16 protein-coding genes and 2 pseudogenes are annotated in these 15,325 nt (G+C 65.7%); 5 read left to right on the top strand and 13 right to left on the bottom strand.

Going from position 1 to position 15,325, the window contains the following annotated elements; all coding sequences use genetic code 11:
- Position 1: 1 nt before the first annotated feature.
- Positions 2 to 727: an SDR family oxidoreductase gene (locus AC30QB_RS03095; RefSeq protein ID WP_489544721.1), complete on the bottom strand. Its 726-nt coding sequence runs from the start codon at positions 725 to 727 to the stop codon at positions 2 to 4.
- Between the two features lie 121 nt (positions 728 to 848).
- Between AC30QB_RS03095 and AC30QB_RS03090 the strand changes: the two genes are divergently transcribed.
- On the top strand, positions 849 to 1,775 hold the full coding sequence (locus AC30QB_RS03090; RefSeq protein WP_489544720.1) for a LysR family transcriptional regulator: 927 nt from the start codon (positions 849 to 851) through the stop codon (positions 1,773 to 1,775).
- Here the strand turns inward: AC30QB_RS03090 and AC30QB_RS03085 are convergent.
- On the bottom strand, positions 1,772 to 2,059 hold the full coding sequence (locus tag AC30QB_RS03085) for a hypothetical protein (RefSeq protein ID WP_489544719.1): 288 nt from the start codon (positions 2,057 to 2,059) through the stop codon (positions 1,772 to 1,774). The genes AC30QB_RS03090 and AC30QB_RS03085 overlap by 4 nt on opposite strands.
- 155 nt (positions 2,060 to 2,214) lie before the next feature.
- Between AC30QB_RS03085 and AC30QB_RS03080 the strand changes: the two genes are divergently transcribed.
- Positions 2,215 to 4,704, top strand: coding sequence for a putative bifunctional diguanylate cyclase/phosphodiesterase (locus tag AC30QB_RS03080; RefSeq protein WP_489544718.1), 2,490 nt, complete (start codon positions 2,215 to 2,217; stop codon positions 4,702 to 4,704).
- A gap of 69 nt (positions 4,705 to 4,773) precedes the next feature.
- Here AC30QB_RS03080 and AC30QB_RS03075 read toward each other — a convergent pair whose 3' ends face one another.
- From AC30QB_RS03075 to AC30QB_RS03060, 4 genes are all read right to left on the bottom strand, one after another.
- A complete protein-coding gene (locus tag AC30QB_RS03075; protein WP_489544717.1) occupies positions 4,774 to 5,565 on the bottom strand; it encodes a hypothetical protein in 792 nt (263 codons plus the stop codon).
- Between the two features lie 234 nt (positions 5,566 to 5,799).
- Complete coding sequence (locus tag AC30QB_RS03070; protein WP_489544716.1) at positions 5,800 to 6,504, bottom strand: glutathione binding-like protein; 705 nt, start codon at positions 6,502 to 6,504, stop codon at positions 5,800 to 5,802.
- Between the two features lie 161 nt (positions 6,505 to 6,665).
- A complete protein-coding gene (locus tag AC30QB_RS03065) occupies positions 6,666 to 6,935 on the bottom strand; it encodes a GlsB/YeaQ/YmgE family stress response membrane protein (protein WP_489544715.1) in 270 nt (89 codons plus the stop codon).
- A gap of 114 nt (positions 6,936 to 7,049) precedes the next feature.
- Positions 7,050 to 7,337 (bottom strand): hypothetical protein, encoded by a 288-nt coding sequence (locus AC30QB_RS03060; RefSeq protein ID WP_489544714.1) that lies wholly within the window; start codon positions 7,335 to 7,337, stop codon positions 7,050 to 7,052.
- Positions 7,338 to 7,514: 177 nt separating this feature from the next.
- Between AC30QB_RS03060 and AC30QB_RS03055 the strand changes: the two genes are divergently transcribed.
- A complete protein-coding gene (locus AC30QB_RS03055) occupies positions 7,515 to 8,156 on the top strand; it encodes a TetR/AcrR family transcriptional regulator (protein WP_489544713.1) in 642 nt (213 codons plus the stop codon).
- Positions 8,157 to 8,228: 72 nt separating this feature from the next.
- Here AC30QB_RS03055 and AC30QB_RS03050 read toward each other — a convergent pair whose 3' ends face one another.
- The 4 genes from AC30QB_RS03050 to ssb form a co-directional block, all read right to left on the bottom strand.
- A complete protein-coding gene (locus AC30QB_RS03050; protein ID WP_489544712.1) occupies positions 8,229 to 8,714 on the bottom strand; it encodes a hypothetical protein in 486 nt (161 codons plus the stop codon).
- A gap of 102 nt (positions 8,715 to 8,816) precedes the next feature.
- On the bottom strand, positions 8,817 to 9,284 hold the full coding sequence (locus AC30QB_RS03045; protein WP_489544711.1) for a group II truncated hemoglobin: 468 nt from the start codon (positions 9,282 to 9,284) through the stop codon (positions 8,817 to 8,819).
- A 22-nt stretch (positions 9,285 to 9,306) separates the two neighbouring features.
- Positions 9,307 to 9,801 (bottom strand): GNAT family N-acetyltransferase, encoded by a 495-nt coding sequence (locus AC30QB_RS03040; RefSeq protein ID WP_489544710.1) that lies wholly within the window; start codon positions 9,799 to 9,801, stop codon positions 9,307 to 9,309.
- 116 nt (positions 9,802 to 9,917) lie between these two features.
- Entirely contained in the window at positions 9,918 to 10,451 is a 534-nt protein-coding gene (gene ssb, locus AC30QB_RS03035) for a single-stranded DNA-binding protein (protein WP_489544709.1), read from the bottom strand.
- A gap of 184 nt (positions 10,452 to 10,635) precedes the next feature.
- On the opposite strand from ssb, the gene AC30QB_RS03030 reads away from it, so the two are divergent.
- A complete protein-coding gene (locus tag AC30QB_RS03030; RefSeq protein WP_489544708.1) occupies positions 10,636 to 12,024 on the top strand; it encodes a serine/threonine protein kinase in 1,389 nt (462 codons plus the stop codon).
- Positions 12,025 to 12,056: 32 nt separating this feature from the next.
- On the opposite strand, the gene AC30QB_RS03025 is transcribed toward AC30QB_RS03030, so the two are convergent.
- Together AC30QB_RS03025 and AC30QB_RS03020 are read right to left on the bottom strand one after the other, a co-directional pair.
- On the bottom strand, positions 12,057 to 14,264 hold the full coding sequence (locus AC30QB_RS03025) for a prolyl oligopeptidase family serine peptidase (RefSeq protein WP_489544707.1): 2,208 nt from the start codon (positions 14,262 to 14,264) through the stop codon (positions 12,057 to 12,059).
- A gap of 78 nt (positions 14,265 to 14,342) precedes the next feature.
- Entirely contained in the window at positions 14,343 to 14,849 is a 507-nt protein-coding gene (locus tag AC30QB_RS03020; protein ID WP_489544706.1) for a cupin domain-containing protein, read from the bottom strand.
- A 68-nt stretch (positions 14,850 to 14,917) separates the two neighbouring features.
- Between AC30QB_RS03020 and AC30QB_RS03015 the strand changes: the two are divergent.
- Positions 14,918 to 15,253 (top strand): annotated as a pseudogene (locus AC30QB_RS03015) (DEAD/DEAH box helicase); the annotation flags it as partial.
- Here AC30QB_RS03015 and AC30QB_RS03010 read toward each other — a convergent pair.
- Positions 15,208 to 15,324: pseudogene (locus AC30QB_RS03010) on the bottom strand (DEAD/DEAH box helicase); the annotation flags it as partial. The pseudogenes AC30QB_RS03015 and AC30QB_RS03010 sit on opposite strands and share 46 nt — an antisense overlap.
- Position 15,325 lies beyond the last annotated feature (1 nt).

The raw sequence follows: 15,325 nt of genomic DNA, 5'->3' as shown, positions 1-15,325 counted from the left end.
GTCACATCGCGGCAAACTGCTTCTCCACCGCCTTGTGGTCCTGCTTCCAGGCGGCGTAGAGCTGGGTCGACATGGGGTCCGGGAATATGTCTTCGCAGTCGGCTTCGATGCCGGCGATCACCGCCGCCGCCACCTCGGCAGGCGCACTCTTGGGCATCTCGACACCCGCCAGCATGTCGGTGTCGACCGCCCCCGGGAACACACCATGCACCGCGATGCCGCGCCGCGCCAACTCGGCTCGCAGCGACTGCGTCATCGACCATGCCGCGGCCTTGCTGGCGTTGTAGGTCGCCAGGCCCGGCATGCTGGCCAGCGCCACCAGCGTGAGCACGTTGACCACCGCGCCGCCGCCCTGGCGTTCGATCACCGGGGCAAAGGCGCGCGCCATGTCGAGCGGGCCATAGAAGTTGGCGTCGAACTGGTGCGCGACCTTGCTGCGCTCCACCTCGAGAATGCTGCCGAACTCGAGCACGCCGGCGTTGTTGATGAGCAGGTTGACGTCGGGCGCCGACCGCGCCGCGGCCGCGATTTGCGCGGCGTCCAGCACGTCAAGCTGCAGCGGCAGCACACGCGCCTTGTCGAGCGCGAGCACTTCGGCGAGGCCGGCCTCGTCGCGCGCCGTGGCGTAAACCCGCCGCACACCGGCCTGCAGCAGGGCCGCAACGAAAGCGCGGCCTAGGCCGCGGTTGGCGCCAGTAACGAGGGCAGTCGACTGGTGGATCTTCATGGCATGTCCTTCAAGACAGTGTGGGGTGAGCGAACTCTAGGGAGTGCGCCACCCACAATAAAGACAGAAATCAACATGAAGCTCGTGCATAAACTGCATGAATCACCCAAGGGCCTCCACCATGAATCTCGCAGCTCTGGAGATGCTTGCAAGCGTCGTGAAGCTCGGCAGCTTTGCCGCCGCCGCGCGCGAGCAAGAAATCGACCCGTCCTCGGTGTCGCGCAGCATCGCGGCCCTCGAACACGAGCTGGGTTTACGCCTGTTTCAGCGCAGCACGCGCCAGCTCGCGCTCACCGAGGCCGGCGGCCTCTACTTCGAGCGCATGCAGCCGCTGCTCGAAGAGCTGCAGCAGGCGCACCTGGTTGCCGCCGATGTCTCGGCCAGCCCCAAGGGCCGCCTGCGCGTGACGGCTTCCAATTCCTTCGGCCTGAAGTGCGTGGTGCCGGCATTGCCGTCGCTGGCCCAGCGCTACCCACAGCTGCAGGTGGAGCTGCTGATGACCGACGCCGTGGTCGACCTGGTGGCCGAGCGCATCGACCTCGCGGTGCGCCTGGGCACGCTGGCCGATTCGAGCCTGGTGGCACACCCGCTGATGCGCACCACCTACCGCGTGTGCGCCAGCCCCGCCTACACGGCACAGGCGGGCAAGCCGAAGAGGCCGGTCGACCTCACGCGCCATGCCTGCTTGCTGTTCCCGCTGACCGGGTTTCGCTCGCGATGGGTCTTTCGCGACCGCCAAGGCGTGCAAGTAGAAGTGCCGGTCAGCGGCAGCCTGCACGCCTCGAATGCGCTGGCCCTGCAGCACTGCGCCGTGGCCGGCATGGGTGTGGCCTTGCTGCCCGAATGGTTGGTGGCCGACGACCTCGCGGCCGGTCGCCTGATCGACCTCTTCACGCGCCACCAGGTAAGCGCCACCGACTTCAACACCGGCGCCTGGTTCGTCTACCCCTCTCGTGCCTACGTGCCGCTGAAGGTGCGGGCCTTCATGGCGCACCTGCAGCAGCACCTGGGGACCAAAGGCCAGGGCCAGGGCCAGGCCTACGGCTAGGGCCGCGCGCAGCGCCCCTGGCGCTCGAACCAATACACCACGTTGCCCACCACGGCGATGCTGCTAGACACCACCGCGCTCGCTGCGGCCACCACGCCGGCACCGACCAGCAGGGCCACGCAGCCATCGTTGGCGCAACCGCCGAAGGCGCCGATCTGCTGCACCTCAAGCACCATTTGGCGGCGCTGGTACTTGCACTCTTCGTCGTAGACGCTGTCGGTGCGCGGCACCACCACGCAGGCTTGCAGCAGTGCGAGGGCGGCCAGGGTGAGGAGGTGTTTCACGTAGACGTTCTGCAATGTGAAGCTTGGGGTTTGCCGCAGGGTACATGACGCGTTTGAGGTGCCGTCACCCAGTGGTCCAGGCCCGCACCCGCTTTGCACCACTCCGTCACGAAACACCCCCACCGAAAACATGGGCAAGCCCTAACAATTCGATCATGCACCGGCTGCTGCTCGTCGAGTCTTCTCCCACCCTGCGCCGCGGCATGGAAAAGCTGCTGCTGCGCCACGGCTTCAGCGTGCTGGCCGTGTCGGCCGACGACGCCGCATTGGGCGCACTGGAGCAAGAGGTGTCGCGCGGCATGGGCACGGTGGTCGTGGGCTGGTCGACGGCCCCCTCAGCCATTCGTGATGCCTTGGTGCAGCGCCTACGCAAGCCCGATTGCCAGCACGTGGCGCTGCTGGTGCTGGCAGCCGACCCGTTGCGCGCAAAGGCCAGCCTCGCCGGAGAGCGCGCCTACACCCTGGTCAAGCGACTGCAGCGCCCTTCGGAAGTGCCGCGTCTGCTGCGCGGCCTGCTGGCCCAGGTGGCACGCGAGACGCGGCCCAGCGCCGAGTCACCTGCCGCGCTGAAGGTGCTGCTGGTCGACGACTCGCGCACCAGCCGCACCAAGTACCAACGTCTGCTGCGCACCCACGGCTATGCGGTGGTGGCTTGCGAGCATGCCGAAGCAGCGCTGGCCAGGGTGCAGACCGAGCGCTTCGACATCGCCGTGATCGACTACTTCATGCCCGGCCTGAACGGCGCCGCGCTGTGCCGCGCCTTGCGCGACCTGCCCACCACGCGCGACCTCACGCTCGCGGTGCTGACCGGCTCATACGAAGACGGCCTGATCAGCGACTGCCTCGAAGCCGGCGCGATGGAGTGCATGTTCAAGAACGAATCCGACGAGCTCTTCATCGCACGCGTGGACAGCATGGCCCGCCTGCGCGAGCGCGAGCAGCGCCTGCAGGCCGAGAGCCAGCGGCTTGAGCTCATCCTCGCCTCGGTGGGCGACGGCGTGTACGGCGTTGACCGCAATGGGCGCATCACCTTCGTCAACCCCACCGCGCTGCGCCTGCTGCAGTGCACGCATGAAGACGAGCTGGTGGGCCTGTCGGCGCACGAGCGCATTCACCACGCCGACGAGCGCGGCCGCGCCGTGCCGCCCGAAACCTGCTTTCTGCAGCAGGCCTACGAGCTGGGCGACTCGCTCAGCAACTGGGAAACAGTGTTCTGGCGCGCCGACGGCGAGCTGGTGAACGTGGAATGCACCGTGCGCCCGCAGCACCAGGGCGGCGAGTGCGTGGGCGTGGTGGTGGCCTTTCGCGACATCGCCGAGCGCAAGCGCTTTGAAGCCGAGACGCAATGGCAGCTGCACCACGACCACCTCACCAAGCTGCACAACCGCCGGCACTTCGAGTACATGCTGGAGCAGGAGATCTTTCGCCTGCGCCGCAGCACCGAGCAGAGCGCACTGCTGTTCATCGACCTTGACCGTTTCAAGCACGTGAACGACACCGCGGGCCATGCGGCCGGTGACGCCCTGCTGGCGGGCATCGGGCGCAAGCTGAAGGCGCGCTCGCGCCAGAGCGACCTGGTGGCGCGCCTGGGCGGCGACGAGTTTGCCGTGCTGCTGCGCAACGTCGACGATGGCAGCATGCTCACCTTGGCCGAGAAGTTTCGCGCCATCCTCGATGAAACCGGGTTCAGCCACGGCGGGCGCGAGTTCGAGGTGTCGGGCAGCGTGGGCATCAGCCGCCTCAACCGACACACGCTCTCACCGGCCTATGCCATGAACTGCGCCGACGCGGCCTGCCACATTGCCAAGCGCCAGGGCCGCAACCGCATCCACATGTTCGACCTGGGCGACGACGCCGGCGCTCTGGCCGCGCTGCAGCAGTCGTGGTCCGAGCGGCTCAAGAGCGCACTGGCGGCGGGCAACTTTGCGCTGCAGTACCAGCCCATCTTCGACCTGCGTGAGCTGACTGCGGGCCAGGCGGTGCCGTCTGCGCTGTACGGCCACGAAGTCTTCTTGCGGCTGGACGACGTGGGCACCTTGCTCGCGCCACGCGCCTTTTTGTCGCAGGCCGAGCGCTTCGAGCTGATGCCCGCGCTCGACACCTGGGTGCTCAACCACTTGGCATGGTCGCTCGCCGAGAACAGCCCACGCCTGGACACGCGCCTGCACATCAACGTCGCCGCCGTCTCGCTGCTCGACGCGGGCTATCTGTCACGCCTGAGCGCCCTGCTGAGCGCCGGTGCCTTTGCGCCCGGCCAGTTGTGCCTGGAGATCAAAGAAAGCGAGATCGCCGGCCACTTCACGCCGCTGCTGCCCATCCTCACCGAGCTGTCGCAGCTCGGCGCCAAGCTGATGCTTGACGAGTACGGCCGCGGCTTCAGCGGCCTGGGCCACTTGCGCAGCCTGCCGCTCAGCGCCGTCAAGCTCGACGCAAGCCTGGTGCAGGCACTGGCCCAAGACGAAGTGGGCGTGATGATGGTGCGCGCCATGACCGACCTGGCCCACGCCATGAACATGGTCGTGATTGCCCCACAGATCGAAGACGCCGCCGCATTTCAGCTGCTGCGCAACGCCGGCGCCGATTGCGCCCAGGGCTATGTGCTGGGCATGCCACGCGACGCCTGGGCTGAACTGAGCACGCACTGACGCGCCAGCCGCCGCACGTGCGCCTGGGGGTAGGAGTCTTGAACCCTTGAGCGCCCGCCAGTTCTTTGGTCAGTTGTCGGTGAAGTCGAATCCGATTTGCAGGGCCACCCAGGTCTTGCCGTTGAAGCGATAGTCCACCGTGGGATCCTGGCTGACCCGGTCCCGCCCGATGAACAAGCCTGTCTTGAAGGGCTTGCCACGCGTGGACTTCAGCACGTCAAACATGACCCCGGCGGCAAACGAGATCGCGGCCACCTGGGCGGTGCCGGTGACAGCGGGCTTGTTGTCAACCAGTGTGCTGGGGTCGACGGTGTTCGCCTTCACCGAGCTGAGCGTGAAGGCCACTGCATAGGTGGTGCCGCTGCCGGCTCGCCCATGGCGCCAGCCCATGTAGCCTCCCACGGGTGCATTGACGGTGAAGCTCTTCTCACCCGGGAAGTACTTGTAGGGCATGGTCAGCACGCCATAGGCATAGCCAGACCGTGTGGCGCCCTGGGCAATGAGCTCGCTGGCCAGCTTGGCCTCTCTCTCGCGGCTGGTGGCCACGCAGCGAAGCGGAAAGTACTTGATCTTCCCGGGAACCACGGTGAGCCGCCGGTCATCGTTGTCCAGCTCTTTTTGCTCGGTGACCAGGTAGGTGCGCGCACCCTCGTCGTTCACATCGGGATTTCCTTTCAACCCGAAGCAATCGCCGATGTAGTCACCTGCCGCGCTGGAACTCTTGACCTCGGTGGTAGTTTCGGACGTGGCCGGCTTGGAGGTGTCGTCCTTGGCCGCCTCTGCAGCCCTCGCCACCCCAGCGCCCATCAGCGAAGCACCCATCAGCCCACCCACAACCCAGTGCCTGCACAGCTTGCTCATCTCGCGTCTCCCACGTGCGGCCTGAGGCCCACCATGGGCATCCGCAGCGGGCACGGCACGCAGATCGCCAGCGGGTGTCGCGAATTGTTGGTTTCGCGAGCAGCCCCGGCATCATCAAGTTTCACGAGAACACTGGGCCGGTAGAGGGTGGAGTGGCGGCCACTTCACAGCCGCCCACACCCTGTGCAGCCGCGGCCTGTTGGCGACGGGCCCGCACCCGAAAACGAGCCGCGGCTACGCCCGCTTGGGAATGTTGAGCCCGCGCACCACGGCCGGTCGCGCCACGAAAGCCTGCAGCACGCGCGTGACTTCGGGAAAGTCTTGCATGCCCACCAGTTCGCCCGCTTCGTAAAAGCCGATCAGGTTGCGCACCCACGGAAAGGTGGCGATGTCGGCAATGGTGAACTCGTCGCCCATGATCCAGGCGCGGCCCTTCAGGCGCTGATCGAGCACCGCGAGCAGGCGCTTGGCCTCGGCCACATAGCGGTCGCGCGGGCGCTTGTCTTCGTAGTCTTTGCCGGCAAACTTGTGGAAGAAGCCGAGCTGTCCAAACATCGGCCCGATGCCGCCCATCTGAAACATCACCCACTGCAGCGTCTCGTAGCGGCCTGCCGCGTCTCGCGGCATCAGCTTGCCGGTCTTCTCGGCCAGGTAGACGAGGATGGCGCCCGACTCGAACAGCGCCAGCGGCTTTCCGTCAGGCCCGTCGGGGTCGAGGATGGCGGGGATCTTGTTGTTCGGGTTGAGCGACAGAAACGCCGGCGACAGCTGATCGTTGGTGTCGAAGCTCACCAGGTGCGGCTCGTAGGCCAAGCCGGCTTCTTCGAGAAAGATCGAGACCTTCACGCCGTTGGGCGTGGGCAGCGAGTAGAGCTGCAGCCGGTCAGGGTACTGGGCCGGCCATTTTTGGGTGATGGCAAAGCGTGAAAGGTCAGTCATGGAGTGCGTCGGGCGAGGTGAGCGAGCCGCGATTCTGCGTCGCGCGCTGCCACCCCGAAACGCTGTCACTGCAAAGCCGCACCCCGCGTGGGGGCGGCTTGCGCCGGACACCGCCTGCCTCGCAGCTTGCGCTTGCAGGCAGTGCCTGACTCACAGCCAGGTCAGCGCGCGCTGCCTCGCCGCACCAGGTTCACGATGGCCAGCAAGATCACCGCGCCCAGCAGCGAGACGCCAAGGCCCGCCACGCTGAAGTCGTTGCTGTTGATCGTGCCGGTGCCGAGCATTGGCGCCAGCAAAAAACCACCAAGCAGTGCGCCGACGATGCCAACGATGACGTTGAGAATCATCCCCTGCTGGGCATTGGTTTTCATGATCATGCTGGCAACCCAGCCGATCAGGCCTCCGACGATCAACCAAATAATGAAGTTCATGGCGTTTCTCCGTTGATGAAAAGGGGTGCCGGAAAGTTACCCGGCACAGGCCCTCAGCAGCAGAGGAGAAAAGCGCGACACGGCGTAGGCTGCGGCCTACGCGCGGCTGGCGCGTCAGGCCGCGAGCGCCCAGGCGCCCTGGTAGACGCCCAGCAGCAGCGCCGTTACCAGCACATTGGCCACCAGGTGGCGCGTGCCCATGCCCACGCGGATGCCCAGGCGCGCCGAGACGCTGCCCCACAGCAGCACCAGCAGCAAGGCGCCTGCGTCGGCCTTGCCGATGTCAGCGTGCAGGATATGCATCAGGCCCACCGCGAGTATCCAAAGGCCCGCGCCCATGATGACGGCAGACGTCACCTCATTGAACCGAGGTTTTCGCAGCGGAATTCCGATGAGTTTCATGGTGGCGGCCGGTGACCAGAACAGGGCAGTACGTGTGGCCCAAAGTGTCGACTCTCCAGGCGGCTGCGCTCGCGAGAGATGCGGTGCAAGGCAGGCCCTAATCGGCAATTTGCACGCTGGCCGGTGTGTAGTCGGGGGACACTGCGTGACCACGACCGCCCCTACCTCTGCACCCCGATGGCCACCACCAAACCGAAGGCGAAAGCCACCAAGCCTGTCTCGCGCAGCCGCAAATCGGCTGGCATGCGCGAAGCGATCGTTCACGCCGCAATCGAGATCATCAATGCCAAGAGCTATGCGCTGGCCACGCTGACCGAGATCGCCGCCAAGCTCGACATGCGCGATGCGGCGCTGTACTACTACTTCCCCAACAAGCAGGCGTTGGCCTATGCCTGCCACCGCTACTCGCTGGAGCGCTTCGAGCACCTGCTGCTGGCGACCGACCAAGCCGGCGGCACCGGCGAAGAGAAGCTGCGGCACTTCATGCGCGGCATGCTCGTCGATGCGGCGCAGCACGGCGCGCAGCTCTACTTCGGCGACTACTCCTACCTCGAAGCGGCTCAGCGCAAGACCGTCTCCGCCTGGGCCGAGCGGCTGAAGAACATGCTGGTGAAGTTCTTGAAGGAAGGCATGGCCGACGGCTCTGTCGTGCAATGCGAGCCCGAGCTGGTGGTGCAGCTGCTGCTGGGCATGCTGATCTGGCTGGCGAAGTGGGTGCCCGACGTCGAGGGGCTGACCGTCGACCGGCTGATGAATGCAATCGATGCATCGGTCTTTCGCGGCCTGGAGCGCGGCCACACGGTGTTGGCGAAGAAATAGCGGGGCCTGCCGCCGAGCCGCAAAACTCTACTGAAGCCGCGCTCACCGTTTGACGGGTTTAACGTGAGAGGCTCACCCCGGTTTGCCTGGGCGAGCCCTTTCGGTAGAAGGGGTGGAGCGCACTCGCCCGTACGCACTGACCATTGCGTGAAGGCTCTGGCGCTCGACTTCGGGCAGGCTCTGCGCAAGCGACAAGTCAGCCAGAACCCCTTGGGCAACGGCAGACTCATCGTGGTTTCGAATGGCGCCGCGCTTGAGCATGGCGGCGTATCGGCCCCAAACCCGGGACCGCACATGCGACAGGCTGAGAACGCCCTTTGCACGCATCTCCGCGTCGAGTGCGACGACCTGCGACAACGGCCAAGGAGACGATATCTCCAGGCAGTTGTTTACCGCCATGCGCAGTGCGGACTCCGCCCGACTTGAAGACTCTTGCTCGTGTCGCTCGAGCATGGCCATCGGTCGATCATGAGCGGATTGACACCGCTGATCCAAAAAGCGCAGAGAGAAGAAGCGCAAGAACGCCTTCATTTCTGTGTACCCGGGTTTGGGGTTCATTTCAGGCGCTTTAGCGTTGGACATAAGAGGCGCGACCCGGTTTGCCGGGGCATGCCCTTTCGATTAAATGGTTTGCTCGCGTGGCGCTTAGCGCGGTCGGTTTCACGGCAAGTAAGGGCCTTTGACTTCGCCCCAGCCCCACTTGGGCATTGGCGCGTGCTCATCCACTGTGGCGCCTGCTTGAGAATTGATGACGGCCAGCCTCGAACCCCATTCGAGATAGCCGACCAAGGCTGATCGGAATTCTGGGTCATCTGGCATTCGCAATTCGTCTGCCGTGTCGAGCAGCAGCGCGACCCACTCTCGCCTTTGGGCTTGGTTCAAGTGGCGATTCAGATGCTGCTGAATCATGTGCGGATGACCGCCGTGGCTGGCCGAGTAGTTTGATGGCCCACCAAGAACTTCTGCCAGGAATGCCGCGACGTGTTGCGGGTGGTCACTGCCCATGTGCTCGAAGACCGGAGCAAGAACAGTGTTGTCGCGAACTCGCTCATAGAAGCGGGTAGTCAGGCGATTCAGAGCTTCGATGCCGCCGAGCCACTCGAAAAGGGTAGGAACCGATGTGTTCATGGATGAGTGCTCCGGATGCGGTCTAACGTTTGAGATGAGAGGTGGCGCCCGGTTCGCCGGGTGACGCCCACTCGACGGCAGGGTTAGACGCCAGCTCTTCTACCGTGGCATAGAACTCGACGCCTTTTGAATTTTCCTTGGTTACGCGAAAGCCAAGGCGCCGATGAAACTGCATGGACAGCTTGTTCGTCTTGTAGACGTTGCTTCGCAGGTCGGCGATTCCTTCTTGCTGTGCAACCTGACCTACCTGCCGCAACAGATCTCGAATGACCGGCGCAGTGCGATGGCCAGGGTGAGTGTTGAAACCGCGAACAAACCAGGAAGAACCGGACCGCCGATTGAGCATTGCGTAAGCCACAAGCTCTCCGTCTCGGCGGACCTCGCAAGTTCGTGAGCAAGCAAGCGACTCTTTGATGCTCACGGCGTGTAGCTGCGGGTCAATGCGATCACCAGCCCGCTCCGTGTGCTCGGTGAGCGTAAGAAGATCAAGCGCGAGCAGTTCTTCGACAGTTGGCATTTGCTGGCGTATGACCAGATATAGAAATCAACACCGCTGACACCACAAACAAAAACCCGCAACTCTTCAGCGGCGGGCTCTTGTGATGCAGCAGCAAGCTGCTTCAGCGGGCTCAATCAAAACGGAATGTCATCGTCCATGTCGTCAAAGCCGGTCGACGACTTTGCCGCAGGCTTGGTGGCCGCAGGCCGTGCCGCCGGGGCGCTGCGCTCGGGGCGCTCGCCACCGCCGCCGCCTTGCGCACCACCACCACCACCTTGCGCACCGCGGCTGTAGCCACCGCCACCACCGCCGCCTTCATCACCGCCACCGCCCTCGCGGCCGCCCAGCAACTGCATGTTGTCGGCCATGACCTCGGTGGTGTACTTTTCCACGCCGTCTTTGTCGGTCCACTTGCGGGTCTTCAAGCGGCCTTCCACGTAGACGGGGCGGCCCTTTTTCAGGTACTCGCCGGCGATCTCGGCCAGGCGGTCGAAGAAGACCACGCGGTGCCACTCGGTTTCTTCTTGCTTCTCGCCGGTGGTCTTGTCTTTCCAGTTGCGCGAGGTGGCAATGGTGACGTTGCAGATGGCAGCGCCGTTGGGGGTGTAGCGCACTTCGGGGTCGCGGCCCAAGTTGCCGATGAGGATGACTTTGTTGATCGAGGCCATGGCCGGCTCCTGCTTTGAAAGAGGGGATTGTCCCGAAGGATCAATGCGAAACGGTTGAATTTCACGCGAACGCGTGCTGTCGCCAGCTTACCGTACCGTCATGCCGGGCGGCACCGGTAATGATGGGGGAGACGGGGTAATCCCCCGTCCGAGGGAAAGCAGTCTGCTTCACCAATTTCCCGCCATGCCACCTGTCAACGACCCCCTGGCGACCACCGCCAATTTCAGCCGACGCGACCCGATCGGGTCGGACGCCTGCGACGTACGCGACGCCCTGCCCGCGGGAACGCGGCTGGACGAGTTCGAGGTGCTCTGCGTGCTGGGCGCTGGCGGCTTCGGCATCGTCTACCTGGCCCTGGACCACGCGCTGATGCGCCAGGTGGCAATCAAGGAGTACATGCCCAGCGCGCTGGCGGCGCGCGCCATGGGTGCCTGGGTGGCCCTGCGCGGGCCGCAGTACGCCGACACCTTTGCGGCCGGCCTCAGGTCTTTCGTCAACGAAGCGCAGCTGCTGGCGAACTTCGACCACCCCTCGCTGGTGAAGGTGCACCGCTTCTGGGAAGACAACGGCACGGCCTACATGGTGATGCAGTACTACCCGGGCCGCACCCTGAAGCAAGAGCGCGGCGCGCTGCAGGAGCCCCTCAGCGAAGCGTGGCTGCGCGCGCTGATGGAGCCGATGCTCGAAGCCCTGGACGTGCTGCACCGCGAGGGGGTGTACCACCGCGACGTGTCGCCCGACAACATCTTGGTGCAGCTCGAAGGCCCGCCGGTGCTGCTGGATTTCGGCGCCGCGCGCAAGGTGATCGGTGACTGCACGCAGACGATCACCACCATCCTCAAGCCCAGCTTTGCGCCGGTGGAGCAGTACGCCGACGTGGCGGGCATGCGCCAGGGGCCGTGGACCGACCTCTACGCGCTGGCCGCGGTGGCGTACTACATGATCCAAGGCCAGCCGCCCGTGCCGGCGGTGGCGCGTGCGGTGCGCGACAGCCAGCGCCCACTGGCGGCTTCGCCCGGCAAGCTCTCGCCCGTTTTTTTGCAGGCGCTCGACTGGGCGCTCGCCGTGGCCCCCGAAGACCGCCCCCAAGATGTGAGCCAGATGCGCGAGGCGCTGAGCGGCCGGCTGAAACGCCCCGGCACACTGCCCTCTCGCGCCGACGCAGTGGCGGCAAACCGGCCACGCGGCTGGCAGTGGAGCGCCGGGTTTGCCGCTGTGCTGGTGATGGGGACAGTTGCGAGCTGGGGCTACCGCGCCCAGACGGCGGCGCCACCGTTGCCCCCTGCACCCACGGCGCATGCACTGGAGGCTGTGCCCGTCGTCGCCGCCCCGCGCACACCCGACGCCCCCGCTGCTGCCGATGCGCCGCCGGCCACGACCCGCAGGCGAGCCACCGTGGTAGCCCACCAGTCAACGAAGTCGCCGAGATCGCCAGACGAGGCCTGCAGCGGCCGCAACTTCTTCAGCAAAGCGATCTGCGTCAGCCGCGAATGCGCGAGCACTCGCTTTGTACAGCACCCGCAATGCGTGGCGCAGCGACACAGCAACGAGGCACGCGAGCGCGGCGGCTAGCGGCAACGCTGTTCGTTTGGGGCCGGCCGCACTCAGGGGTTGGCCGGCTGATACCCCGCCACGCCCATCTGCCAGAGGAAGAAGGCAAACATGTCGGCGCGCTCTTCCAGCTGCTGCTTCTTGGTGTTGCCGATGCCGTGGCCGGCGTCATAGGCCAGGCGCAGCAGCACCGGCTTGCCGCTGGTGCTGCTGGCCATCAGGCGGGCGGCGGCCTTGGTGCTCTCCCACACCTCTACGCGCGGGTCGTTCACGCCGTGCGTCAGCAGCACGGCAGGGTAGGGCGTGTTGGGCTGGATGTTGGCGTAAGTGCTCATGGCTAGCAGCGCCTTGAAGCCGGCTTCGGTCTTGGTGCTGCCGAACTCGGGGATGTTGGGCACGCCATTGGGGGTGGTTTCCATGCGCAGCATGTCGAGTGCGCCTACGGCCGGGATCACGGCGGCGAAGAGGTCGGGCCGCTCGGTCATGGCGCGGCCCACCAGAATGCCGCCTGCGCTGCCGCCCAGGATGCCGAGCTTGGAGGCTTGCGTGTACTTCTGCGCCACCAGGTATTCGGCGCAGGCGATGAAGTCTTTCCAGGTGTTGGGCTTGGTGGCCTGGTAGCCGCCGCGGTACCACTCTTCGCCATACACGCTGCTGCCGCGCGGGTTGGCCACGGCATACACGCCGCCCGCGTCTAGCCAGGCGAGGCGGCTCACGCTGTAGAAGGGCTCCTCGGTCACGCCGTAGCTGGCGTAGCCGTAAAGGATGGTCGGGTTGTTGCCGTCGAGCTTGGTCTCGGCGCGGTGAATGATCGAGAGCGGCACCATCGCGCCGTCGTGGCTCTTGACCTTGACCTCGGTGGTCACGATGCCGGTGGGCGAGTCGTAGGGGCCGGTGGGTTGCAGGCCGGTATTGGTGACTGTGCCGTCGGCGCCCACCAGGTAAACCTGGCGCGCGCTGTTCCAGCTTTGCAGGTCGACGATCACGCCGGGCAACTGCGGGTTGGCAGCGGTCACGCCACCTTCGCTGTTGGCGAGCTCGAAGGAGCCTTCGAGCGGCAGCTTCACTTCCACCGGCGCAGCGCTCGTGCCATGCGGGCGCTTGAAGAGGCGCTTGACGTTGCCGTCGCGCGTTTCCACATACAGCGCATCAGCGGCCGTGACCACGTTGACCACCACGCGGTCCGAGACCGGCATCACGACCTCGGCGCTGCTCAGGTCCATGGACTTGAGCTTGAGCGCCAGCACCTGCGAGCGCGGTGCGCCCTTGTGCGAGACGAGGTAAAGCACGTCGTCGAAGTACGCAATGCCAGTCACGTCGTCAGAGGTGTTGAGCAGGCGCTTCCAGGCCGGCTTGCCCGCCAGCAAGCTGGCCTGTGGCGCCACGAACAGGCCCTGCTCGCGCTGCGTGCCGTTGATCACATAGCCGAAGGCCCAGCGGCCATCGTGCGAGAGGGTGGTGAGGGGGATCTCGGCGGCGCCGATTTTCACGCCCTTCACCGCGGTGCCAAACACCACACGCGCGCGGCTCACGGGCTGGCCCACCTGCAGCATCATGGCCTGGCTGTGCTGGTACTTGTCGGTGGCGCGCGCACCCTTGCGCAGGGCTTGCAAGCGGTTGAAGAAGACGGTCTTGCTGTCGGCGGACCAGTCAATGCCGCCGAAATCGGCACGCATGATGGGCTGGCCTATCGGCTTGCCGGTGCGCGTGTTGAGCAAATGCAGCACGGCCGCTTCTGAGCCTTGCGACGACAGGCCATAGGCCACCACCGAGCCGTCGGGCGAGGGCGAGTACCAGTTGATGGCGTGCGGCTTGCCCGTCTTCTTCTCCAGCGCTTCGGGGTCGACCAGCAGCTTGTCGGCGCCCTTGAAACCCCGGCGCATGTAGAGCTTGAACTGGTTCTCTGTGGCCGAGCGGCGCTCGATGAACACCAGGTCACCGGGCACGCGCGCCACCTGGGCCACGCGGTCGGAGGCGGCCGAGTCGTACTGGATGATCTTTTGCAGCAGCGCGTTGCGCCCCGGAATGCGCGCGAGCGTGGCGTAGGCGTTGTCACTGTGCGCCTTCATCCACTTGGCAACCTCGGGGTCGGCCTTGTTCTCGAAGTAGCGGTAGGGGTCGTCGACCTTGGTGCCGAAGTAAGTGTCGGTGACGTTGCGCACGGTGGCGGTGGGCAAGGAGGTCTGTGCGAGGGCGGGGGCCGCTGCCGCGCACAAGGCCAGGGCCGCACCGGCCCAGCGTGGAGAAAACGAATGCTTCATGGTAAGAAGTTCCTGAGTAGAGGCCGGGCGCGCGAGGGTGGCTGCGCGCCGGTGCGGGAAGTTAGCACGGCCGTGGCTTCAGGGCTCGCCATCCCAGTAGTCGAGGTCGTCTTTCTCGCGGTGCATGCGGGCAAAACCAAACGGCTCGCCGCCGCTCGCCGCCGAAGCCAGGTACTTGCCGGAATCGGGGTACTCCACGATCTCGGGCTTGTCTTTGGTGCTGATTGACAGGTACTTGAGCGGCGCGGCCGAGGTGTTCAAGATCTGGTGCGGATAGGCCGGGCCGGGCGGGATGAACATCACGTCGCCGGCGCGTATGGGCAGCATCTCGCCGGCCACCCGCAGCGTGCCCTCGCCCTCGAGCACGATGAACATCTCTTCTTGGGCGTAATGAAAGTGGTAGGGGCAGGAGCGCTTGCCGGGCGCAACGGTGTCGATGCTCGCCCCCATCTTGAGTGCCACCGTGCCTTCGGCAAGCCGGGCACCCACCGAGTCGTACAGCGGCTCGCGGGTGTCGTGCTTGAGCGGCACGTCGTTGAAGTTGCGTATGAGCTGCTGGCGCAGGGTGCTGGCGCGGTCGGTCATGGGGCCTCCTTGTGGGGGAGACGAGCCTACCGCAGGAGGTGCTCGCGTACCATGCCGGGCTCAACGCCATGCCGCCTCACGCCTCCCCCTCCCTCACGACGACCGACCCGCTGCACATCCTGCAAGAGGTGTTCGGCTACCCCGCCTTCCGCGGCGCGCAGCAAGCCATCATTGACCACGTGGCGGGCAACGGCGACGCGCTGGTGCTCATGCCCACCGGCGGCGGCAAGAGCCTGTGCTACCAGGTGCCGGCGATTGCGCGGCACCGCGGCGGCCAAGGTGTGGCGGTGGTGGTCAGCCCGCTCATCGCACTGATGCACGACCAGGTGGGCGCGCTCGAAGAAGCCGGTGTGCACGCCTGGTCGTGCATCAGTGCGATGAGCGGGCTGACCACCACCGCCACACCCTGCCCGCCGCGGTGCCGCGCGATCGCCGGCACCTGGTAGCACAGGCTCTTGCCGCCGCCGGTGGGCATG

The sequence above is a fragment of the Rhizobacter sp. genome, from assembly GCF_046595475.1.
Taxonomy (GTDB): domain Bacteria; phylum Pseudomonadota; class Gammaproteobacteria; order Burkholderiales; family Burkholderiaceae_C; genus Rhizobacter.
This window is presented reverse-complemented; position numbering and strand designations above follow the sequence as displayed.